Genomic DNA, 16,731 nt, shown 5'->3' on the forward strand with positions numbered 1-16,731 from the left:
CGGATGCGCGGAGGTTTTGTGACAGTCAGAGCCCCACTGGGATGCGGGCGAGCTTCTCCGGGTTCATGATCCACAGGATCTGGTCGATGCGGTCGGCCACGAGGGTGATCGTCGTGACGGCGACGACCGTACCGTCACGAACCACGGACACGGCCGGCTGACCGTTGACCTCGATGGGCCGCACGGTGGCGCCCACCCAGAAACGGTCGGCGAACGCGTGGATGAACTTGGCGACGGTCTCGCGCCCCTGCACCGGGATGCGCGAGGCGCGCACGACGCCGCCGCCATCGGAGTAGCTGACGACGTCGGCTGCGAAAAGGCCCTCCAGCGTGGTCAGGTCGCCGGACTGCGCAGCGGCGATGAACGTGTCGAGCAGCCGGCGCTGCTCCACCGGGTCGACGGGAGCGGCAGGCCGCTCGGCCGCCAGATGCTTGCGGGCACGGCTGACCAGCTGCCGCGCGTTCGCCTCGCTCACCTGGACGATCTCGGCGATCTGCGGGTACGGGTAGTCGAAGGCCTCGCGAAGCACGTAGGCCGCGCGTTCGGTGGGAGGAAGCTTCTCGAGGAGCAGGAGCACGGCGTACCCGAGCGCCTCCCCTCGTTCAGCTCCGAGGGTCGGATCGGCGCTGGTGTCGACCGGCTCCGGAAGCCACGGTCCGATGTAGGTCTCCCGTCGTGCGCGCGCCGACTGTGCGAGGTTGATCGCGAGCCGGGTGGTCGTGGTGGCCAGGAACGCGGCCGGATCCTGCACGCTCGATCGGTCGTAGTTCTGCCAGCGCAGCCAGGCGTCCTGCACGATGTCCTCGGCGTCCGAGGCACTGCCGAGCACGCGATAGGCGATTCCGAAGAGACGTGGCCGGACCCGGGCGAACACCTCCGCCGCGTCGACGAGGTCGTCCTCGGGCGACGGCTTGACGGGCATGTGCCGATCGTACCCCGGGCATCCGGAGCGGATGTTCGAGTCGGTTGACTCTTTCGCTCCGGCGGCATCATCGGCAGAGTGGACGGAGGGGTCAATCTCAAACCGCAAGGAGTGGAAATGCCTTACTTCACGACGTCCGATGGTATCGAGATCTACTACACCGACCAGGGCACCGGGCAGCCGGTCCTGTTCTCCCACGGGTGGCCGCTCAGCTCCGACGCCTGGCAGGTCGAGCTGAAGCTCTTCGCCGATGCCGGTTTCCGCGCGATCGCCCACGACCGCCGCGGCCACGGCCGCTCCTCCCAGACGTACACCGGCAACGACATGAGCACGTACGCCCGCGACCTCGCGGAGCTCGTCGACCACCTCGATCTGCACGACCTCGCGGTCGTCGGACACTCGACCGGAGGCGGCGAGGTCGTCCGATACGCCGCCCAGCACGGACAGGGCCGCGTGGTCAAGGTCGTCACCGCCGGCGCCGTCCCGCCCATCATGCTCAAGTCGGACACCAATCCCGAGGGCACCCCGATCGAAGCGTTCGACGGGATCCGTGCCGGCGTGCTCAAGGACGCCTCGCAGTTCTGGAAGGACCTGTCCGACCCGTTCTACGGGGCGAACCGCCCGGGCGCGCAGGTGTCGCAGGGTGCCAAAGACGACTTCTGGCGGCAGGGCATGCTCGCCGGCCTCGCCGCAGCCTACGACTGCATCAAGGCCTTCTCGGAGACTGACTTCACCGACGACCTGAAGGCGCTCGACGTCCCGATCTTCATCGCCCAGGGCGACGACGACCAGATCGTCCCGATCGTAGCGGCCGCCGAGAAGAGCATCAAACTCGTGAAGAACGGAACGCTCAAGGTCTACCCGGGCGCGCCGCACGGCATCTACGGCGCCTATCGCGATGAGCTCGACCAGGACATCCTGGCGTTCATCAAAGGGTGAGGATCCCCCGGGCCGAGCTCGAGACGTACCGCGGGGCGAGCGTGCCGGATGTGCTCAGCGACGGCGTCAAGCTCGTCTTCGTCGGCGTCAATCCGGGTCTCCGCAGCGCGGCGACACAGGCGAGCTTCGCCAACCGGGGGAACCGCTTCTTCCCCGCGCTCCACCTGGCCGGGATCACCGATCATGTGATCGACACGTCGTCCGGATTCCGCCCGGACGACGTCGACCAGCTCGCGAAGCGGGGCGTGGGTCTCACCACCCTGGTCAATTTCGCGACGGCGAAGGCGTCAGAACTCACCGACCAGCAGCTCGTCGACGGCCGGCGGTCGTTCGAGGCGACCATGGCTGCGTTTCGTCCGCGCGTCGCGGCCATGCTCGGCGTGACCGCGTACCGGATCGCGTTCTCGAGCCCGACCGCGACGACCGGGCGCCAGGAGATCGCGATCGGAGAGACCCGGCTCTGGGTGGTGCCGAACCCGAGCGGCCTCAACGCCCACTACTCACTCGCCGACCTCGCCGCCGCCTACCGGGAGGTGGCGATCGCCGCCGGGATCCAGCCGTACCCACCCGATGCTGTGGCCGACGTCGTCACATCGAGATGAAGCCCCGCGTGCGGTGCCCGACCGCGATCGATTCGCCGGAGATGGCTCCGGAGATCGGGGAGATGAGGAAGGCGACCAGGTTCGCAACGTCGGAAGGACGCGACGCGCCGGCCTTGCCGTATTCGACCTCCGAAGGCGGATCCTCCCGGACGGTCCCCGGGTTGACGGCGTTCACGGTGACGCCTGTGCCGGCCGCGGAATCCGCAAGATTCTTCGCCACGATGATCAGAGCGGCGTTCCGCACCGCTCCCGTGATGTTGCCGGTCGTGAAAGCGTTCTGACCGCTGATGCCGACGATGCGTCCGTAGCCCGTCTTCGTCATGATCTCCAGCGACGCGTTCGCGACGCGGAGAAATGCGAGCGCCTTCGCGTCGACGACGTCGAGCACTTGAGCCGGGTCGGAGTTCCGCGCCGGATCGAGGGTTTGAGCGCTCGGCGCCGCCGTGACGACCACGCCGTCCAGACGACCGTGGCGCGCAAGCACCTGCGCGATCGCAGCAGCGACCGAAGCGTCGTCGCGCGCGTCGAGCACGATTCCGCCGTCGCCTCGGCGCGACGCCGAGACGGCGATGGCGCCTTCGGCTTCCAGCCGCGCCACGACGGCCCTGCCGATCAGCCCACTTCCTCCGACGACGAGGACGACACGGCCCTGTAGCTGCAGATCCATTCCTCCACACTATTACTGCGGCTCAGCGATGAGGGGGCGGGCGACGATACTTCGCTCGCGGCCTACGGGTTGGGGAGTTCCACCGGTTTCCCGTGGGCGATGGCAGTACCGTCCGACGCGCGGACCAGCGTGACATTCACGCGGTAAGCGCCGGGCGTCTTGAGGTTGGGCACCCAGATTCTCGCGCTCCCGCTATCGCGGGGAGTGGTGGCGACCACCCTGTAGGCGACGTTCGGGGTGGACCAGCTCACCGGCACGTCCGTTCCGTCGAGGGACCAGGTCAGCAGAAGTGGGACACCGTTCAGACCCTCGACACTGACGTCGACAGCCACCGTCCACCCGAGCGGATCCGTATCCCCACCGTCCGTCGCATCCAGGGAGTCCTTCAGATTCTGTGCGACGTCCTGCGGGTCGAGCGGTTCGCCGTCCTGGCCGACGTAATCAAGACCCAGACAAAGCAGCTCGTGTGGGGCCGCGTTTCTTGTGAACGCATACTCGGTGAGCACCGGATCCTTCACGATGACCTGGAGGTAGGCGTCGGGTGGCGGCCAGGCAAGGAAGGTCGCGTACTGCTTGAATGTGGTGCCGGGCAGCGCCGGAGACGTGCCCGGCGTCGCCGGAGGCGTGCTCTCCGACGGAGTGGCCGTCGGCGACGGGGTCTCCGTCAGTGTCGGAGACGGTGTGGGAGTGGACCCCGGCGGAGCAACTTTCGGGTCCGCTGGTGGCGGTGCCGGCGGGGACGTCGGCAACGCCGCGACAGCCTCGACAGCGGGCTGTGAACCCGCAGCGTGCGCGGCTGGTTTCAAAGGAAATGTCGTGCCGGGGAACGCGAATTGTCGGAGAGTCGTCGCTCCGACCAGGTCGACAGATTCGACCTTGGCTGAATCCACGAGGTCGGGAGGAAAGATCCGGTCCCAGAATCCGAAGATGGCGAGTCCGGCGGCTGCCACGGCTCCCGCGCTCACGATCATCGCCTTGCCGCGGCGATACCACGGGGTCTTCTGTTCGGGGTCGGTGTCGGTAGGCACGATGCACCTCCTCAGTGCAACGTTCCTCTACCCTACGGAGTCCGTCAACCGCACCGGCCTCGTGCGACGTTCGCCGTTCCACGCCTCGTCGGCCGACCGTCACCTCGTCGAGTGGCCGACGAGGTACTCCTCGGCCGCAGCCCGGAGGCGTCCATGCACGCCGCCGTACGCCGCTGCCGACTTGAGCGCCCATTTGGGCAGCTTCGCGACCATCGTGTAGTTGGGGTCGCAGACGTTCGCCGCCGGAGCGAGACCGAGCTGGCTCACCAGCTGATAGGCGTCCAGCGTGTCCAGGCCGGTCAGGTCGCTGGTCCAGTCGACGAGCTCCTTCTGGCTGATGCGGTAGGCGTCTTCCAGCGGGCGGATCGAACCGGTGGTCATGACGAAGTCGTCGCTCTCGATGCGCGGCCACGCGGGCGCGCCGCCCTTGACGAGATCGACGGCGATCACAGAGTTCATGGCCGATTCGAGGCCCGTTCCGCACACCTCGCCCTCGCCCTGCCGCGCGTGGCCGTCTCCGAGCGAGAGCATCCCGCCTGCCACGTTCACCGGGAGGTACAGGGTCGTTCCCGCCCGCAGCTCGGGGGTGTCCATGTTGCCGCCGTGCGTGGACGGCGTCACCACCAGACGCACCTCGCCGCTCGCCGGGGCCACCCCGACCGTGCCGTGCATCGGGTCGAGCGGGAGCTCCAGAGTGTAATCGGACGAGTGCGCACGATAGGTGGCCGTCCACTTCTCGAGGTCGAGGTCGTAGAACCACACCCGCTCCTCGAGGGGCGCGCTGATCATCGCCGTCTCGTGGGTGGGTGTGAGCGCGCCGAACAGCGGGAAGGTGCTCGAGATCGCATACGGCCGTGCGGGCACGATCGAGATGAAATGCACAGCGAGCAGATCGCCCGGCTCTGCGCCCTCCACCTCGATCGGCCCGGCGACCGGATTGAGTTCGGCGAACGGGACGACGCGGCTGGGCAGGTCGTCGGGATGCGTGACGCGGCCGCCGAAGCAGTCCTCGGTGCTGACCTCGACGATGTCGCCGGGCTTGACGGTCAGGCGTGGCTCGACGCCGCCGAATACGTAGGAGTACTCGTCGGGCGTCGGCGCCAAGCGGTGGATGGTCATCGGGCGGGCTCCTCCGCGGCGTCGATGCTCGCCGTGCCTGCGGCCGTCGGGTCGGTCATCCGGCCCCGCTTCCTCAGGATGATGGCCAGCACGATTCCTACGGCGAGCCAGATCACGCCGAGAATCTGAGCGGATGCACGGGCGTTGTAGATGACCGCCAGCAGGATGAGCAGTCCGAGCCCCGGCAGGATGAGGTGCACGAACCATCGGCGCGAGCGCTGCTTGACCATGAACCACCAGATCACGGCCACGTTCAGCAGCACGAACGCCGTCAATGCACCGAAGTTGACGAGCACGGAGATGGCGCTCAGGCCATCCGGGAGCCACGTGAGGTAGAGCCCGAGCACCAGGGAGATGCCGGCGACGACGAAGGTCGCGTTGACCGGCACGCCATGCTTCGGGTCGATCTTGCTGAGGAACTTGGGCAACTGGCGGTCGCGGGACATGGCGAAGAGCAGGCGCGAGGTCGCCGCCTGGGCGACCAGCGCGTTGGCGAATCCCCAGGCGATGGCGGTCGCCGCTGCGGTCAGCACGAACATGAACGGGCCACCCGCCTGCGCCGCGGCCTGGTAGAACGCCGTGCCGGCGACGTCTCCCTTTGCGATCAGCTGATCGGGATGCGGCACGAGCATCGCGGCCACCCAGGTCTGCACCACGAAAAGCACGCCGACAAGCAGCAGGGCGAAGATCATCGAGCGCCCGAGCGACTTGCTCGTGCCGGAGTTCTCCTCGGCGAGGGTGGAGATCCCGTCGAATCCGAGGAACGAGAGCACCGCAATGGACACCGCGCCGAAGACGAGCGGCCAGGAGAAGGTGCTGGGGTTGAAGAACGCCTCGAACGTGAGCCCGTTGCCCTTGCCCTGCGCCACGGCGACGAAGCCGATGACGAGGAACACCGCGAGCACCAGCAGTTCGAGCACGAGCATCACCTTGTTGACGCGCGCGGTGAACTGGATGCCGAGGTAGTTGATCACCGTGTTGAGAGCCACGAAGACCAGCAGCCACGCCCACAGCGGAACGCCCGGGATCATCCCGTTCATCGCGATCGAGGCGGCTAAGTACAGCAGGGCGGGAATCAGGATGTAGTCGAGCAGGATCATCCAGCCGGCCACGAACCCGAGGACTTTGGCGACGCCGCGTCCGACGTAGGTGTAGACCGAGCCCGACATCGGGAACGCCTGCGCCATCTGGGCGTAGGAGTTCGCGGTGCACATCATCGCCAGCATGCCGACGATGTAGGCGGTGGCGACCATGCCCCCGGATGCCTGGAAGACGCTTCCGAAGATGGCGAACGGCGCGATCGGCACCATGAAGATGAGGCCGTAGACGAGCAGATCGGTGAACGTCAGCTTGCGCTTCAGCTCCTGGGTGTAGCCGAACTGCTCGATGCCGCCGGCGGCGACCGGCGACGAGGGCTCAGGAGTTCCGTGCCCTTCGGGGGTGTGCGGGAGAGTCAAATGCCGTCCGTTCTTCGGGACGAAGGTGCTTCGTCGAACCTCGAAAACTATTTCCACGTGGAAATAGTGTGGACAGACTACACCTCGGCGAGACGCTCGACGACACGGAGTTCGTTGCCGTCCGCGATCGCGAGCTGCGGGGACCGCTGCCGCACGCTCTCCAGCAGGGTCCGACCCTCGTTCGTCGTCTCCGCTCCGCCCGCCAGCATCCCGCTCGTGCAGAGAGTGGCAAGCACGTGCATCCCTTCGTACGTTCCCTCGGCGTAGGCGCCGGGCACCGGGGCCAGCAGCCCGAACCGCGCCGCGTAGTGCTCCATCAGCCGATGGTGCCGGTCATCGTTCTGGAGCACGAACGACGGCATCGCCGCGAACACATCGCCGGTCGCGTCGCCACCCGCCGCGACCAGGCTGTTCTCGTCGAACGCGGTGAACAGCCGCACGAGGGGCCGGGATGCCACGGCGTCGACCTCACGCTGGAAGACGATGCTGTCGCGGCCGATGAGAGAGACGAGCAGCGCGTCCGCTCGCGCGTGCTCGGCCTCCGCGACGAGACGTTCCGTGTCGACCGCGCCGAGCGGAACGAGGCGATCGAGCACCACCTCGTGCTTGAGCTCGCTCAGGATCGTCGCCGCCGCGTGATGCATCTGACGCGGCCACACGTAGTCGTTGCCGATGAGCGCCCAGCGCCGCACGTGCCGATGCCGGCCGAGCCACGCGATCGGCCGGCGAAGCTGTTCGAGCGGGCCCACCCCGAGGTAGAACGAGGCGTGGTGGGAGCGTCGGTACTCGTGCGGCGGAGTGAACACGTAGGGGACGCGGCCTCGCGCCACCCGGTCGACAGCTTCCCGGATGTCCGACGGATGCGTGCCCGAGAGTCCGGCCACCAGCCCGGCGCGGATGAGCGAATCCACCTCCGCTGCCACCGTCACCGCGTCCCGTCCGGCATCGATGAGCACCAGCTCGATCGAACGGCCGGTCGCGGCGCTGACGTCCTCGGCGGCGAGCACGGCGCAGTTCACGATCGACGGCCCGGCCACGCCCATGATTCCGGAAAGAGGCGCGAGCAGCGCCACGGCCACCCGTTCGGGCTCGGGGCCCCGAAGCAGGAGGTCGCTGGGCAGCGCCACCGTGACATCCGATTTCACAGCATTAGTATGGCGGCACGGACGAAGGGAATCTGCCGATGGACAGGAGCCGAGCGTGGTCGCCGGCGACTCATGGGGGCGACACGGCACTGTCGAGCGTCCTCGCCGCACTCTCCGTCGTCGAGCAGTCCCTCCTGGGCGGACTTGCGACCGCACTGATCGAGGAGCACACCACCGTCGAGCAGTGGCGGGTGCTCGAGCTCGTCGACACTCTGCCGGCTCCGACCATGGGTGAGCTCTCCGCCGCCTCGGGCCTGCCCAACGCGTCGCTCAGCCGCGTCGTCGACGCCCTCGAAGACGATGCCTCCGTCTATCGTCTCGTCGACACCGTGGACCGTCGCCGCATCGCCGTGCACCTCTCCGATCGCGGATCCCAGCGGCTCAGCCGGATGCGCGCGATCGTCGCCGCGTGGGAGGCCGGGATGCGCCGCTCACTGGGGGACGAACCGCTCGACGCCCTCGCCGACGCGGTGGATGGCCTGCTCACGCAGCTGGCGCCCGAGACGCCGCTTCAGAGCCGGCCACGGGACTCGAACACGTAACCCCCGCTTTACAAGAGCGGTGCGCGACCAGGGGACCGGTCAGTGGCGCGCGGCGACCCAGTCGATCTCTTCGGCGAGGAGGCCGATCCCTGCGCCGACAGGTGTGTAGCCGAGGTGGAGGGACGCTGAGGTGCCGAGGACGATCGGATGTGCGGCGTCCCACGGGTGCGCGCCTCGATCCGCTGCGGCTGCATCGTCGAGACGTTCGATCGTTCCATCCCAGGCCAGCCGTTCGGCGATCCGCTGGATGATGTCTGAAGCAGTCGGGGTGTCGGGGTCGGCACTGTTGAGAACTCGTCGACCTGGTAGATCTGCAATGGTCTGGATGAGGGCGGCGGTGTTCGACGCAGCGGTCAGATGGTCGATCGAGCGGCCCTGGCGAGCAAGCTCGATCCGCCGGTCTCCGCGCAACATGGCTTCGACGAAGGATGCCGTGCGTGGGTTCCGCGCCCACCGGCCGTGGACTTTCGACGGTCGGATGATCGTGACCGGTAGCCCGCTGTCGAGTGCCGTCTGTTCGACCGCGACTTTGGACGGCGCATAGCCGGAGCGGCTGAACGGGTCTGTGTCATCGGCGGCAGGAGGGAGGGTCGGGTTGTCTTCGCGGATCGGTACCGGGAATCGGGGAGCTTCGTCTCCGTTGATGTGCCTGCCGTCGGCGTCGATGTAGACCGCCCGGCTGGAGAGGACCACGGTATTGCCGACCGACGTCATCGCGGGGAGCAGACCCTGTATGTCCTTGGCACTGTATGCGACTACGTCGACGAGCACGTCGGCGCCGCCGCCGATGATCCCCCCGACGGCCGAGCTGTTGGAGCGGTCGACTGCATGGAAGCGCACGCCGGCGGCTGTCAACGCTGCAGGCATCGCGGCCGCATCGCGTCCGGTCACCTCGACCTGCCAACCCTGTGATGCGAGGGTGAGTGCTGTCGCCCCGCCGATCGCTCCGGTGCCCCCGAGGATGACCGCTCGTCGCATCCGTTCCATCTCCCCTGTCGTTCTCGGTTAGGGCCGGAGGACCGCGTCGACGCGCCGATCTGAAGAGCCGGCCACGGGACTCGAACCCGTAACCCCCGCTTTACAAGAGCGGTGCGCTACCAATTGCGCCAGGCCGGCCGGAGACGGACGGGCCGTCTCGCCACACCATCCTAAAGGACGGTCGGAGGTGGGGGCGTCAGCGCTTGGAGGGCGACGGCGACGGGGTCGAGGTGGACGAGTACTGGTCGCCCTGGGCCTGCAGCACGAAGGCCTGGAAGTCGTCGGCGCTCTTGAGGGATCCCGTGTACTGCTTGCCGTTGACGAGCACCAGCGGGGCCACGGTCAGTTCCTTGACGCTCGAGTTCGGGATCGGTCCCGTCAGGGCGCGGTCGCTCACCGTCGTGACCCAGTTCTTGTACGTGCCATCGTCGATGCACGAGTCGATCGACGATGTCGCGGTCGCGCCGGCATCCGAGACCCGCGTCTTGAGTTGCGCATCCGTGAGCCCGGGGCCGCCCTCCTGCGGCTGCTTCGCGAACAGCGCGTTGTTGAACGACCAGAAGCTGTTGGGCGAGTAGTCCGCGACGCAGGCGGCCGCGTTGGCCGCACGGAGGGAGTATTTGGTGCCGGCCGAGTGGCTGGTCAGGATGGCGATCGGGTGGATCTCCATCGTCACTGCGCCGTCTTTGATCAGCGGTTCGAGCTGCTTGCCGTTCGTGCGCTGGAAGTCACCGCACAGCGAGCACAGATAGTCGGAATACACCCGGATGTTCACCACGCTGCCGCTCGGATCCGGGGTCGAGGCGATCGGGGAGGCGTCCGCGGCGAGCGACGGGGTCTGCTCGACCTTGAGGCCGGCACCGATGACGACGCCGTCGCTGGCCATGTTCGCCGGCCCCGGCACGGACGGACGGATCGCGCTGACGATGATCACCGCGACGACCGCCGCGATCGCGAGGACGCCGACCACGATGCCGCCCTGCAGGAAGACCTTGTTCCTCCGGTCCTTGCGCTGCTGCGTCGTGCGCAGCTGGCGAGCCTTCTCCCGCGCCGCTTCGCGTCGTTCGTTCGCTGGGCGGCTGTCGTCGGGACCGTCGGTCATGGATGTCACTCCGGAAATCATTCGTGGGCGCCGCGAGGGCTGCGGCTCGGGGGTGGCGCACAGGGCTTCGTGCGTGCGCAACCGGACGATCGTAATTCGGCAGTCTGGGAATCAGCCAGACGGCGGCTGGATGCCGAACCGCCCGTTCGGGGGGCAGTGGTCACGCCGACTTCGCCCATGACATACTATGGGGTCGTGGTCACTGTCGCCCCAGGACGGCAGTACCGCTTATCCATCACAACGGATCGTCCGGCACGTACCTGCCGGTGAAGGAGTAAGAAAACAATGGCGTCAGTCACCTATGACAAGGCAACCCGTCTGTATCCGGGTTCCAACCGCCCCGCGGTCGACCAGCTCGATCTGGACATCGCCGATGGCGAGTTCCTCGTTCTCGTCGGCCCCTCCGGCTGCGGAAAGTCCACGTCGCTCCGCATGCTCGCCGGCCTCGAAGAGGTCAACGATGGCAACATCTTCATCGGCGAGCGCAACGTCACCGACGTTCCGCCGAAAGACCGCGACATCGCCATGGTCTTCCAGAACTACGCTCTGTACCCGCACATGACCGTCGCCGAGAACATGGGCTTCGCGCTCAAGATCGCCGGCGTCAACAAGGACGAGCGCGCGACCCGCGTTCTCGAGGCCGCCAAGCTGCTCGACCTGGAGCCGTACCTCGGCCGCAAGCCGAAGGCCCTCTCGGGTGGTCAGCGTCAGCGCGTCGCGATGGGACGAGCCATCGTCCGCAGCCCTCAGGTGTTCCTCATGGACGAGCCGCTGTCGAACCTCGACGCCAAGCTCCGCGTGCAGACCCGCACCCAGATCGCCTCCCTCACCCGCCGTCTCGGCGTCACCACGGTCTACGTCACCCACGACCAGACAGAGGCGCTCACCATGGGCGACCGCATCGCGGTCCTCAAGGACGGCGTGCTCCAGCAGGTCGGCACCCCGCGCGACCTGTACGCGCAGCCGAACAACGTGTTCGTCGCCGGCTTCATCGGAAGCCCGGCCATGAACCTGTTCTCGGCCGACGTCACCGATGGAGGCGTCAAGTTCGGCACCTCGGTCGTGCCGATCGAGCGTGAGGTCATCGCGAATGCCGGCCCGTCGGTCACCATCGGTGTCCGCCCCGAAGACGTCGTGGTGTCCACCACCGAGAACACCGGCCTCAAGGTCGTCGTCGACCTGGTCGAGGAACTCGGCGCCGACGGCTACCTCTACGGCCACTCCGAGATCGACGGCAAGCGCACCGACATCGTCGGTCGTGTCGACGGTCGCATGCACCCCAACGCGGGCGACACCGTCTACATCACCCCGAAGCCGGGCCACGTCCACGCGTTCCACGCGGAGACCGGCGAGCGCCTCGGCGGTGCCGTCGTCGACTAAGGTCGCACACCCGCTCCATCACAGTGCCGCAGTCCTTCCGGGCTGCGGCACTGTGTCTTCTGCCCCACTCTGCCCTCCGGCCTGTGGAGCTCACCGCACCATCCGATAGGTTTTCCACATGGCCGGCTCCCTGAACATCACCGCGGCGACCGTCGATCCCGCTCTCCTCGACCTTCCCTGGAACGTTCCGCTCGACGAGTGGTCGAACGAGCACATCGCGATCCTGCCCAAGGGCATCTCGCGCCACCTGGTGCGGTTCGCCAACCTGTCCGGCTACGTCATCGCCATCAAAGAGACCACGTCGGAGATGGCCAAGCGCGAGTACGACATGCTGCGCACGCTGCAGCGCATGGACATCCCGTGCGTCGACCCTGTCGCCATCATCAACAACCGCACGGATGAGGACGGCACGCCGCTCAAGGCTGCCCTGGTCACCCGGCACCTCAAGTTCTCGCTCCCCTACCGCGCCCTGTTCTCGCAGACGCTGCGCCCCGACACCGCCACCCGTCTGGTCGACGCTCTCGCCGTGCTGCTCGTGCGCCTGCACATCGTCGGCTTCTTCTGGGGCGATGTCTCGCTCTCGAACACGCTCTTCCGCCGCGACGCCGGCGCCTTCGCCGCCTACCTCGTGGATGCCGAGACCGGCCAGCTCTACGAAGGCGGCCTCTCCAACGGCCAGCGCGAGAACGACCTGGAGATCGCTCGCGTCAACATCGCCGGCGAGCTGATGGATCTGGAGGCCGGCGGCCGGATCGACGAAGAACTCGACCCGATCAAGGTCTCCAGCGGCATCGTCGCCGCCTACCGTTCGCTCTGGAAGGAGCTGACCGGCAGCGAGTCGTTCAAGTCGTCGGAGCGCTGGCGCATCAGCCAGCGCGTCGACCGCCTCAACGATCTCGGGTTCGACATCGAGGAACTGGCCATCAAGACCTCCGACGAGGGCACCACGGTGCGCATCCAGCCGAAGGTCGTCGACGCGGGCCACCACCAGCGCCGCCTGCTCCGTCTCACCGGGCTCGACACGGGTGAGAACCAGGCGCGCCGCCTGCTCAACGACCTGGACTCGTACTCCGCGACCCTCGGCAAGGCGGGTCTCGACGAGGAGGCCATGGCCCACGAATGGCTGATGCGGGTCTTCGAGCCCGTGGTGCGTGCGATCCCCGCCGACCTGAAAGGCAAGCTCGAGCCGGCGGAGGTCTTCCACCAGCTTCTCGAGCACCGCTGGTTCATGTCGCAGAACGAGGACCGCGACGTTCCGCTCGCCGAAGCCCTGACGTCGTACATCAACGACATTCTGCGTCACCGTCGCGACGAGGCCACGGTCATCGGCCCGCCGACGGAGACCATCAGCATCCCGATCATCGCGTCCGACGCCGGCACGGCCGACGCCGACGCCGAGGCCGACGATGACGACGACTGGCGCGCGAAGGTCTGACCCCGCGCGACGCGAAGGGTCAGACCGTAGGGCACGGAGGTCGGGTCAGGATGCGGCTTCCGCGCGCAGCTTGGAGATCTCGTAGAGCGTGACGCTGGTCGCGATGCCGGCGTTGAGCGATTCGGTGGTCGCGGTGATCGGGATCGACACCACGGCGTCGCAGGTCTCGGTCACCAGACGCGACAGCCCCTTGCCCTCGCTGCCCACGACAACCACGACGGGCCGGTCGGCGAATGACAGCCCCGGGAGCGAGACGTCTCCGCCTCCATCCAGACCGAGCACGAAGACTCCGGCCTCCTTGAACGCCTTGAGCGTCTGTGTGAGGTTGGCGGCCATCGCGACGGGCGTGCGGGCGGCAGCGCCGGCCGACGTCTTCCAGGCCGAGGCGGTCATGCCGACCGAGCGTCGCTGCGGGATGATCACGCCGTGTCCGCCGAATGCCGCGGTCGACCGGATGATCGCCCCGAGGTTGCGGGGATCGGTGATGCCGTCGAGCGCGACGAACAGCGGGGTATCGCCCTTCCGCAGGGTCGCCTCGAGAAGGTCGGCCGGGTGCGCGTACTCGTACGGCGGAACCTTCAGCGCGACGCCCTGGTGCACGGAGTCGCGCCCGGCGAGACGGTCGAGTTCGGGCCGCATGACTTCGAGGATCGGGATGCCCTTGCCGGTCGCGATCGACAGGATCTCCTTGATCCGGTCGTCCATCTCGATGCGCGCAGCCATGTACAGGTTCGTGCTCGGGATGTCGGCGCGCAGCGCCTCGAGCACCGAGTTGCGGCCGGTGACGATCTCGATCTCGTCGCCGCTCTTGGCCCGGCGTCCGGCCGTGGAGGAACCGCGCGGCGCCGAGTCGGGGCGACCGCCGCGGCCGCGCCCCTGGTCTTGCGCGGGCTTGCCGCGGCCGCCGGCCGCGACGTAGCGCTCGCGCGCCGCCTTCGCCTTCCCGGCGGGGTGGTACGGACGGTCTTCGGCCTTCGGCGTCGGCTTCTTGCCTTCGAGGGCCTGACGTCCCTGCCCGCCGGAACCGACCTGCGGTCCCTTGCGGCTCTTGCGCACAGCCCCTGCGCGGGGCTTTCCACCCGAGTTCTTCATTGTTCAATGCTCCAATGCGACCCCGTGGGGGTGTCTTCGATTGTGATTCCCGCGCTCGTCAGCTCGTCGCGGATGCGGTCGGCGGCCGCGAAGTCGCGGTCGGCCCGTGCGGCCTGCCGATCGGCGAGGAGCCGATCGACCAGCGCGGCGAGTGCCGAGTCGGCCGCCGACGAGCCGGACGTGTTCCATTGCGGGGACAGCGGGTTGATGCCGAGCACCTCGGTCATCGCGAGCGCATGCCCGCGAGCCGTGGCCGCGGCCTCCAAGTCTTCCGCATCGAGTGCGGCGTTTCCTGAGCGTATCGTGTCGTGCAGCACCGCGAGGGCCTGCGGGACGGCGAGGTCGTCATCCATCGCCGCTGCGAACGCGGGCGGGACGATCTCGACGCCGCTGCCGGCGAACCGGGTCGAGGCGAGCCGGCGGTCGACGCGCTCGAAGAAGCCCGCGATGCGATCGAGGGCGGCTTCGGCCTCGGCGAGGGAGCCGTCGTGGTAGTCGATCGTGGACCGGTAGTGGGCGGAGCCCAGGTAGTACCGCACGACGAGCGGCCGGGCAGCGCCCAGCAGATCGGCGGCGTACACGGAGTTGCCGAGCGACTTGCTCATTTTCTGGCCGTTGACGTTCACGAGGCCGTTGTGCACCCAGTACCGGGCGAACGCGTCGCCGGCCGCGGTCGACTGAGCCATCTCGTTCTCGTGATGCGGGAACCGCAGGTCGAGTCCGCCGCCATGGATGTCGAACTCCGCACCGAGGTAGCGCCGCGACATGGCCGAGCACTCGATGTGCCAGCCCGGGCGTCCGGCACCCCACGGCGACGGGAAGGCAGCCGACGCGGGCTCCTCCTCTTTGCGCCCCTTCCAGAGCGCGAAGTCCCGCGGGTCCCGCTTGTCACGTGGGTCGGCGTCGGCGGCCGCCTCCATGTTGTCGATGCTCTGCCGGGTGAGCTCGCCGTACGACGGCCAGCTCCTCACGTCGAAGTAGACGTCGCCGGAGCCGTCGGCCGCGGGGTAGGCGTGACCGCGCTCGATGAGCCGGGCGATGATCTCCTGCATCTGGGGGATGCTCGCGGTGGCGCGCGGCTCGTAGGTCGGCGCCTGGATGCCCAGCGCGGTGTACCCGGCCGTGAACTCCAGCTCGAACCGGTAGGCGAGCGCCCACCAGTCCTCCGTGCCGCCTTCGGCTTGAGCGGCCGCCGCGTTCACGAGGATCTTGTCGTCGATGTCCGTGACGTTGCGCACGAGCGTGACGTTGTACCCGCGGTAGCTGAGCCAGCGGCGAAGCTGGTCGTACACCAGGGCCGATCGGAGGTGACCGATGTGCGGGGACGACTGAACCGTCGGTCCGCAGACGTACATGCCCACTTCGCCGTCGCGTAACGGGGTGAAGTCGCGAAGGGCACCGGCCTTCGTGTCGTAGAGTCGCACAGTCACGGGATACAGCCTACGGGGCGGGCTCTGCGTGGGGCGCACGTCGCCCGCAGATGTCAGCGATCGGGCCGGGTGGCGGGCGCCGCCTGCACGACGATGGCCGTCGCGATGGCCGCAATCCCTTCGCCGCGACCCGTGAAACCGAGGCCGTCGGTCGTCGTCGCGCTCACCGACACAGGCGCCCCGAGGAATCCGGAGAGAACGGTCTCGGCCTCGAGGCGGCGCGGGGCGAACTTCGGCCGATTGCCGATGAGCTGCACCGACACGTTGCCGACCCGGAAGCCGGCCTCCTCGATCAGCCGCCGGGTCTCCGTCAGGAACACTTCGCCTCGCGCTCCGGTGAACCGGGGGTCGCTCGTGCCGAACACTCCCCCGATGTCGCCGAGCCCCGCGGCCGAGAGCAGGGCGTCCGTGATGGCGTGGGCCACCACATCCCCGTCGCTGTGCCCGGCGAGCCCGGGCTCGCCCGGCCAGTGCAGGCCGGCGATCCAGAGCTCGGCCGAGGGGTCGAACCCGTGGCTGTCCGTGCCGACGCCGATGCGCGGGATCGGCACTCCGGATGCTCCGAGCGCCTCCTCTGCACGACGGAGGTCCCACGGGGTGGTGATCTTAAACGCGAGGGCGTCGCCGTCGACGACCGACACGGCATGCCCGGATGCGGTGACCAGGCCGGCATCGTCCGTCTCGTCCGAGACGGCGACGGCGTAGGCCTCGTCCAGATCGGAACGGGGGAAGCCCTGGGGTGTCTGCACGGCCGCCAGCACGGAACGGTCGACCGTCTCGTGGATCTCCCCGTCGGAGCCGACCCGCTTGATCGTGTCGCTCACCGGCAGTCCCGGGATGACGCCGTGACCACGCGTGTCGACCTCGGCGACCACCGAGTCTGTCTCTTATAC

Annotated in this window: 15 protein-coding genes, 1 tRNA gene and 1 pseudogene; 5 read left to right on the forward strand and 12 right to left on the reverse strand. The window is 68.1% G+C overall.

Annotated elements, in window-relative coordinates:
- Positions 1-25: 25 nt before the first annotated feature.
- Positions 26-922, reverse strand: coding sequence for an RNA polymerase sigma-70 factor (locus ACFVV5_RS17650; RefSeq protein WP_387246693.1), 897 nt, complete (start codon positions 920-922; stop codon positions 26-28).
- Between the two features lie 117 nt (positions 923-1,039).
- On the opposite strand from ACFVV5_RS17650, the gene ACFVV5_RS17655 reads away from it, so the two are divergent.
- Complete coding sequence (locus ACFVV5_RS17655; protein ID WP_387246695.1) at positions 1,040-1,861, forward strand: alpha/beta fold hydrolase; 822 nt, start codon at positions 1,040-1,042, stop codon at positions 1,859-1,861.
- Positions 1,858-2,463, forward strand: a complete 606-nt coding sequence (locus tag ACFVV5_RS17660; RefSeq protein ID WP_387246697.1) for a mismatch-specific DNA-glycosylase — start codon at positions 1,858-1,860, stop codon at positions 2,461-2,463. The genes ACFVV5_RS17655 and ACFVV5_RS17660 overlap by 4 nt, the downstream gene beginning before the upstream one ends.
- Here ACFVV5_RS17660 and ACFVV5_RS17665 read toward each other — a convergent pair.
- From ACFVV5_RS17665 to ACFVV5_RS17685, 5 genes are all read right to left on the reverse strand, one after another.
- Positions 2,450-3,130, reverse strand: coding sequence for an SDR family NAD(P)-dependent oxidoreductase (locus ACFVV5_RS17665; RefSeq protein ID WP_387246699.1), 681 nt, complete (start codon positions 3,128-3,130; stop codon positions 2,450-2,452). The genes ACFVV5_RS17660 and ACFVV5_RS17665 overlap by 14 nt on opposite strands.
- A 62-nt stretch (positions 3,131-3,192) precedes the next feature.
- Complete coding sequence (locus ACFVV5_RS17670; RefSeq protein WP_387246701.1) at positions 3,193-4,158, reverse strand: hypothetical protein; 966 nt, start codon at positions 4,156-4,158, stop codon at positions 3,193-3,195.
- A gap of 99 nt (positions 4,159-4,257) precedes the next feature.
- Positions 4,258-5,277 carry an acetamidase/formamidase family protein gene (locus tag ACFVV5_RS17675; protein ID WP_387246703.1) on the reverse strand — a complete coding sequence of 340 codons (1,020 nt, stop codon included), beginning with the start codon at positions 5,275-5,277 and terminating at the stop codon, positions 4,258-4,260.
- On the reverse strand, positions 5,274-6,734 hold the full coding sequence (locus ACFVV5_RS17680) for an APC family permease (RefSeq protein WP_387246705.1): 1,461 nt from the start codon (positions 6,732-6,734) through the stop codon (positions 5,274-5,276). The genes ACFVV5_RS17675 and ACFVV5_RS17680 overlap by 4 nt, the downstream gene beginning before the upstream one ends.
- Positions 6,735-6,811: 77 nt before the next feature.
- Positions 6,812-7,879: an ABC transporter substrate-binding protein gene (locus ACFVV5_RS17685; RefSeq protein ID WP_387246707.1), complete on the reverse strand. Its 1,068-nt coding sequence runs from the start codon at positions 7,877-7,879 to the stop codon at positions 6,812-6,814.
- A gap of 38 nt (positions 7,880-7,917) precedes the next feature.
- Between ACFVV5_RS17685 and ACFVV5_RS17690 the strand changes: the two genes are divergently transcribed.
- On the forward strand, positions 7,918-8,421 hold the full coding sequence (locus ACFVV5_RS17690; protein ID WP_387246709.1) for a MarR family winged helix-turn-helix transcriptional regulator: 504 nt from the start codon (positions 7,918-7,920) through the stop codon (positions 8,419-8,421).
- A 39-nt stretch (positions 8,422-8,460) separates the two neighbouring features.
- Here the strand turns inward: ACFVV5_RS17690 and ACFVV5_RS17695 are convergent, their stop codons facing one another.
- From ACFVV5_RS17695 to ACFVV5_RS17705, 3 genes are all read right to left on the reverse strand, one after another.
- Entirely contained in the window at positions 8,461-9,399 is a 939-nt protein-coding gene (locus ACFVV5_RS17695; RefSeq protein ID WP_387246711.1) for an NAD-dependent epimerase/dehydratase family protein, read from the reverse strand.
- Between the two features lie 65 nt (positions 9,400-9,464).
- A tRNA-Thr gene (locus ACFVV5_RS17700) sits at positions 9,465-9,537 on the reverse strand.
- 58 nt (positions 9,538-9,595) lie between these two features.
- Positions 9,596-10,501, reverse strand: coding sequence for a DsbA family protein (locus ACFVV5_RS17705; protein ID WP_387246728.1), 906 nt, complete (start codon positions 10,499-10,501; stop codon positions 9,596-9,598).
- 285 nt (positions 10,502-10,786) lie between these two features.
- On the opposite strand from ACFVV5_RS17705, the gene ACFVV5_RS17710 reads away from it, so the two are divergent.
- Both ACFVV5_RS17710 and ACFVV5_RS17715 read left to right on the forward strand, forming a co-directional pair.
- On the forward strand, positions 10,787-11,881 hold the full coding sequence (locus ACFVV5_RS17710) for an ABC transporter ATP-binding protein (RefSeq protein WP_387246713.1): 1,095 nt from the start codon (positions 10,787-10,789) through the stop codon (positions 11,879-11,881).
- A 118-nt stretch (positions 11,882-11,999) separates the two neighbouring features.
- On the forward strand, positions 12,000-13,316 hold the full coding sequence (locus tag ACFVV5_RS17715; RefSeq protein ID WP_387246714.1) for a DUF4032 domain-containing protein: 1,317 nt from the start codon (positions 12,000-12,002) through the stop codon (positions 13,314-13,316).
- A gap of 45 nt (positions 13,317-13,361) precedes the next feature.
- Here the strand turns inward: ACFVV5_RS17715 and rlmB are convergent, their stop codons facing one another.
- The 3 genes and pseudogenes from rlmB to ispF all read right to left on the reverse strand — a co-directional run.
- Complete coding sequence (gene rlmB, locus ACFVV5_RS17720) at positions 13,362-14,408, reverse strand: 23S rRNA (guanosine(2251)-2'-O)-methyltransferase RlmB (RefSeq protein WP_387246716.1); 1,047 nt, start codon at positions 14,406-14,408, stop codon at positions 13,362-13,364.
- A complete protein-coding gene (cysS, locus tag ACFVV5_RS17725; RefSeq protein ID WP_387246718.1) occupies positions 14,405-15,838 on the reverse strand; it encodes a cysteine--tRNA ligase in 1,434 nt (477 codons plus the stop codon). Before cysS ends, rlmB begins: the two co-directional genes overlap by 4 nt.
- A 53-nt stretch (positions 15,839-15,891) precedes the next feature.
- Positions 15,892-16,716, reverse strand: a pseudogene (ispF, locus tag ACFVV5_RS17730) (2-C-methyl-D-erythritol 2,4-cyclodiphosphate synthase); the annotation flags it as partial.
- Positions 16,717-16,731: the final 15 nt, after the last annotated feature.

It is taken from the genome of Leifsonia sp. NPDC058248 (genome assembly GCF_042881905.1).
Taxonomy (GTDB): Bacteria; Actinomycetota; Actinomycetes; order Actinomycetales; family Microbacteriaceae; genus Leifsonia.

Coding starts and splice junctions, on each gene's coding strand:
- ACFVV5_RS17650 (WP_387246693.1), bottom strand. CDS start 922: ATGCCCGTCAAGCCGTCGCCCGAGGACGACCTCGTCGACGCGGCGGAG.
- ACFVV5_RS17655 (WP_387246695.1), top strand. CDS start 1,040: ATGCCTTACTTCACGACGTCCGATGGTATCGAGATCTACTACACCGAC.
- ACFVV5_RS17665 (WP_387246699.1), bottom strand. CDS start 3,130: ATGGATCTGCAGCTACAGGGCCGTGTCGTCCTCGTCGTCGGAGGAAGT.
- ACFVV5_RS17675 (WP_387246703.1), bottom strand. CDS start 5,277: ATGACCATCCACCGCTTGGCGCCGACGCCCGACGAGTACTCCTACGTA.
- ACFVV5_RS17690 (WP_387246709.1), top strand. CDS start 7,918: ATGGACAGGAGCCGAGCGTGGTCGCCGGCGACTCATGGGGGCGACACG.
- ACFVV5_RS17695 (WP_387246711.1), bottom strand. CDS start 9,399: ATGCGACGAGCGGTCATCCTCGGGGGCACCGGAGCGATCGGCGGGGCG.
- ACFVV5_RS17705 (WP_387246728.1), bottom strand. CDS start 10,501: ATGACCGACGGTCCCGACGACAGCCGCCCAGCGAACGAACGACGCGAA.
- ACFVV5_RS17710 (WP_387246713.1), top strand. CDS start 10,787: ATGGCGTCAGTCACCTATGACAAGGCAACCCGTCTGTATCCGGGTTCC.
- ACFVV5_RS17715 (WP_387246714.1), top strand. CDS start 12,000: ATGGCCGGCTCCCTGAACATCACCGCGGCGACCGTCGATCCCGCTCTC.
- rlmB (WP_387246716.1), bottom strand. CDS start 14,408: ATGAAGAACTCGGGTGGAAAGCCCCGCGCAGGGGCTGTGCGCAAGAGC.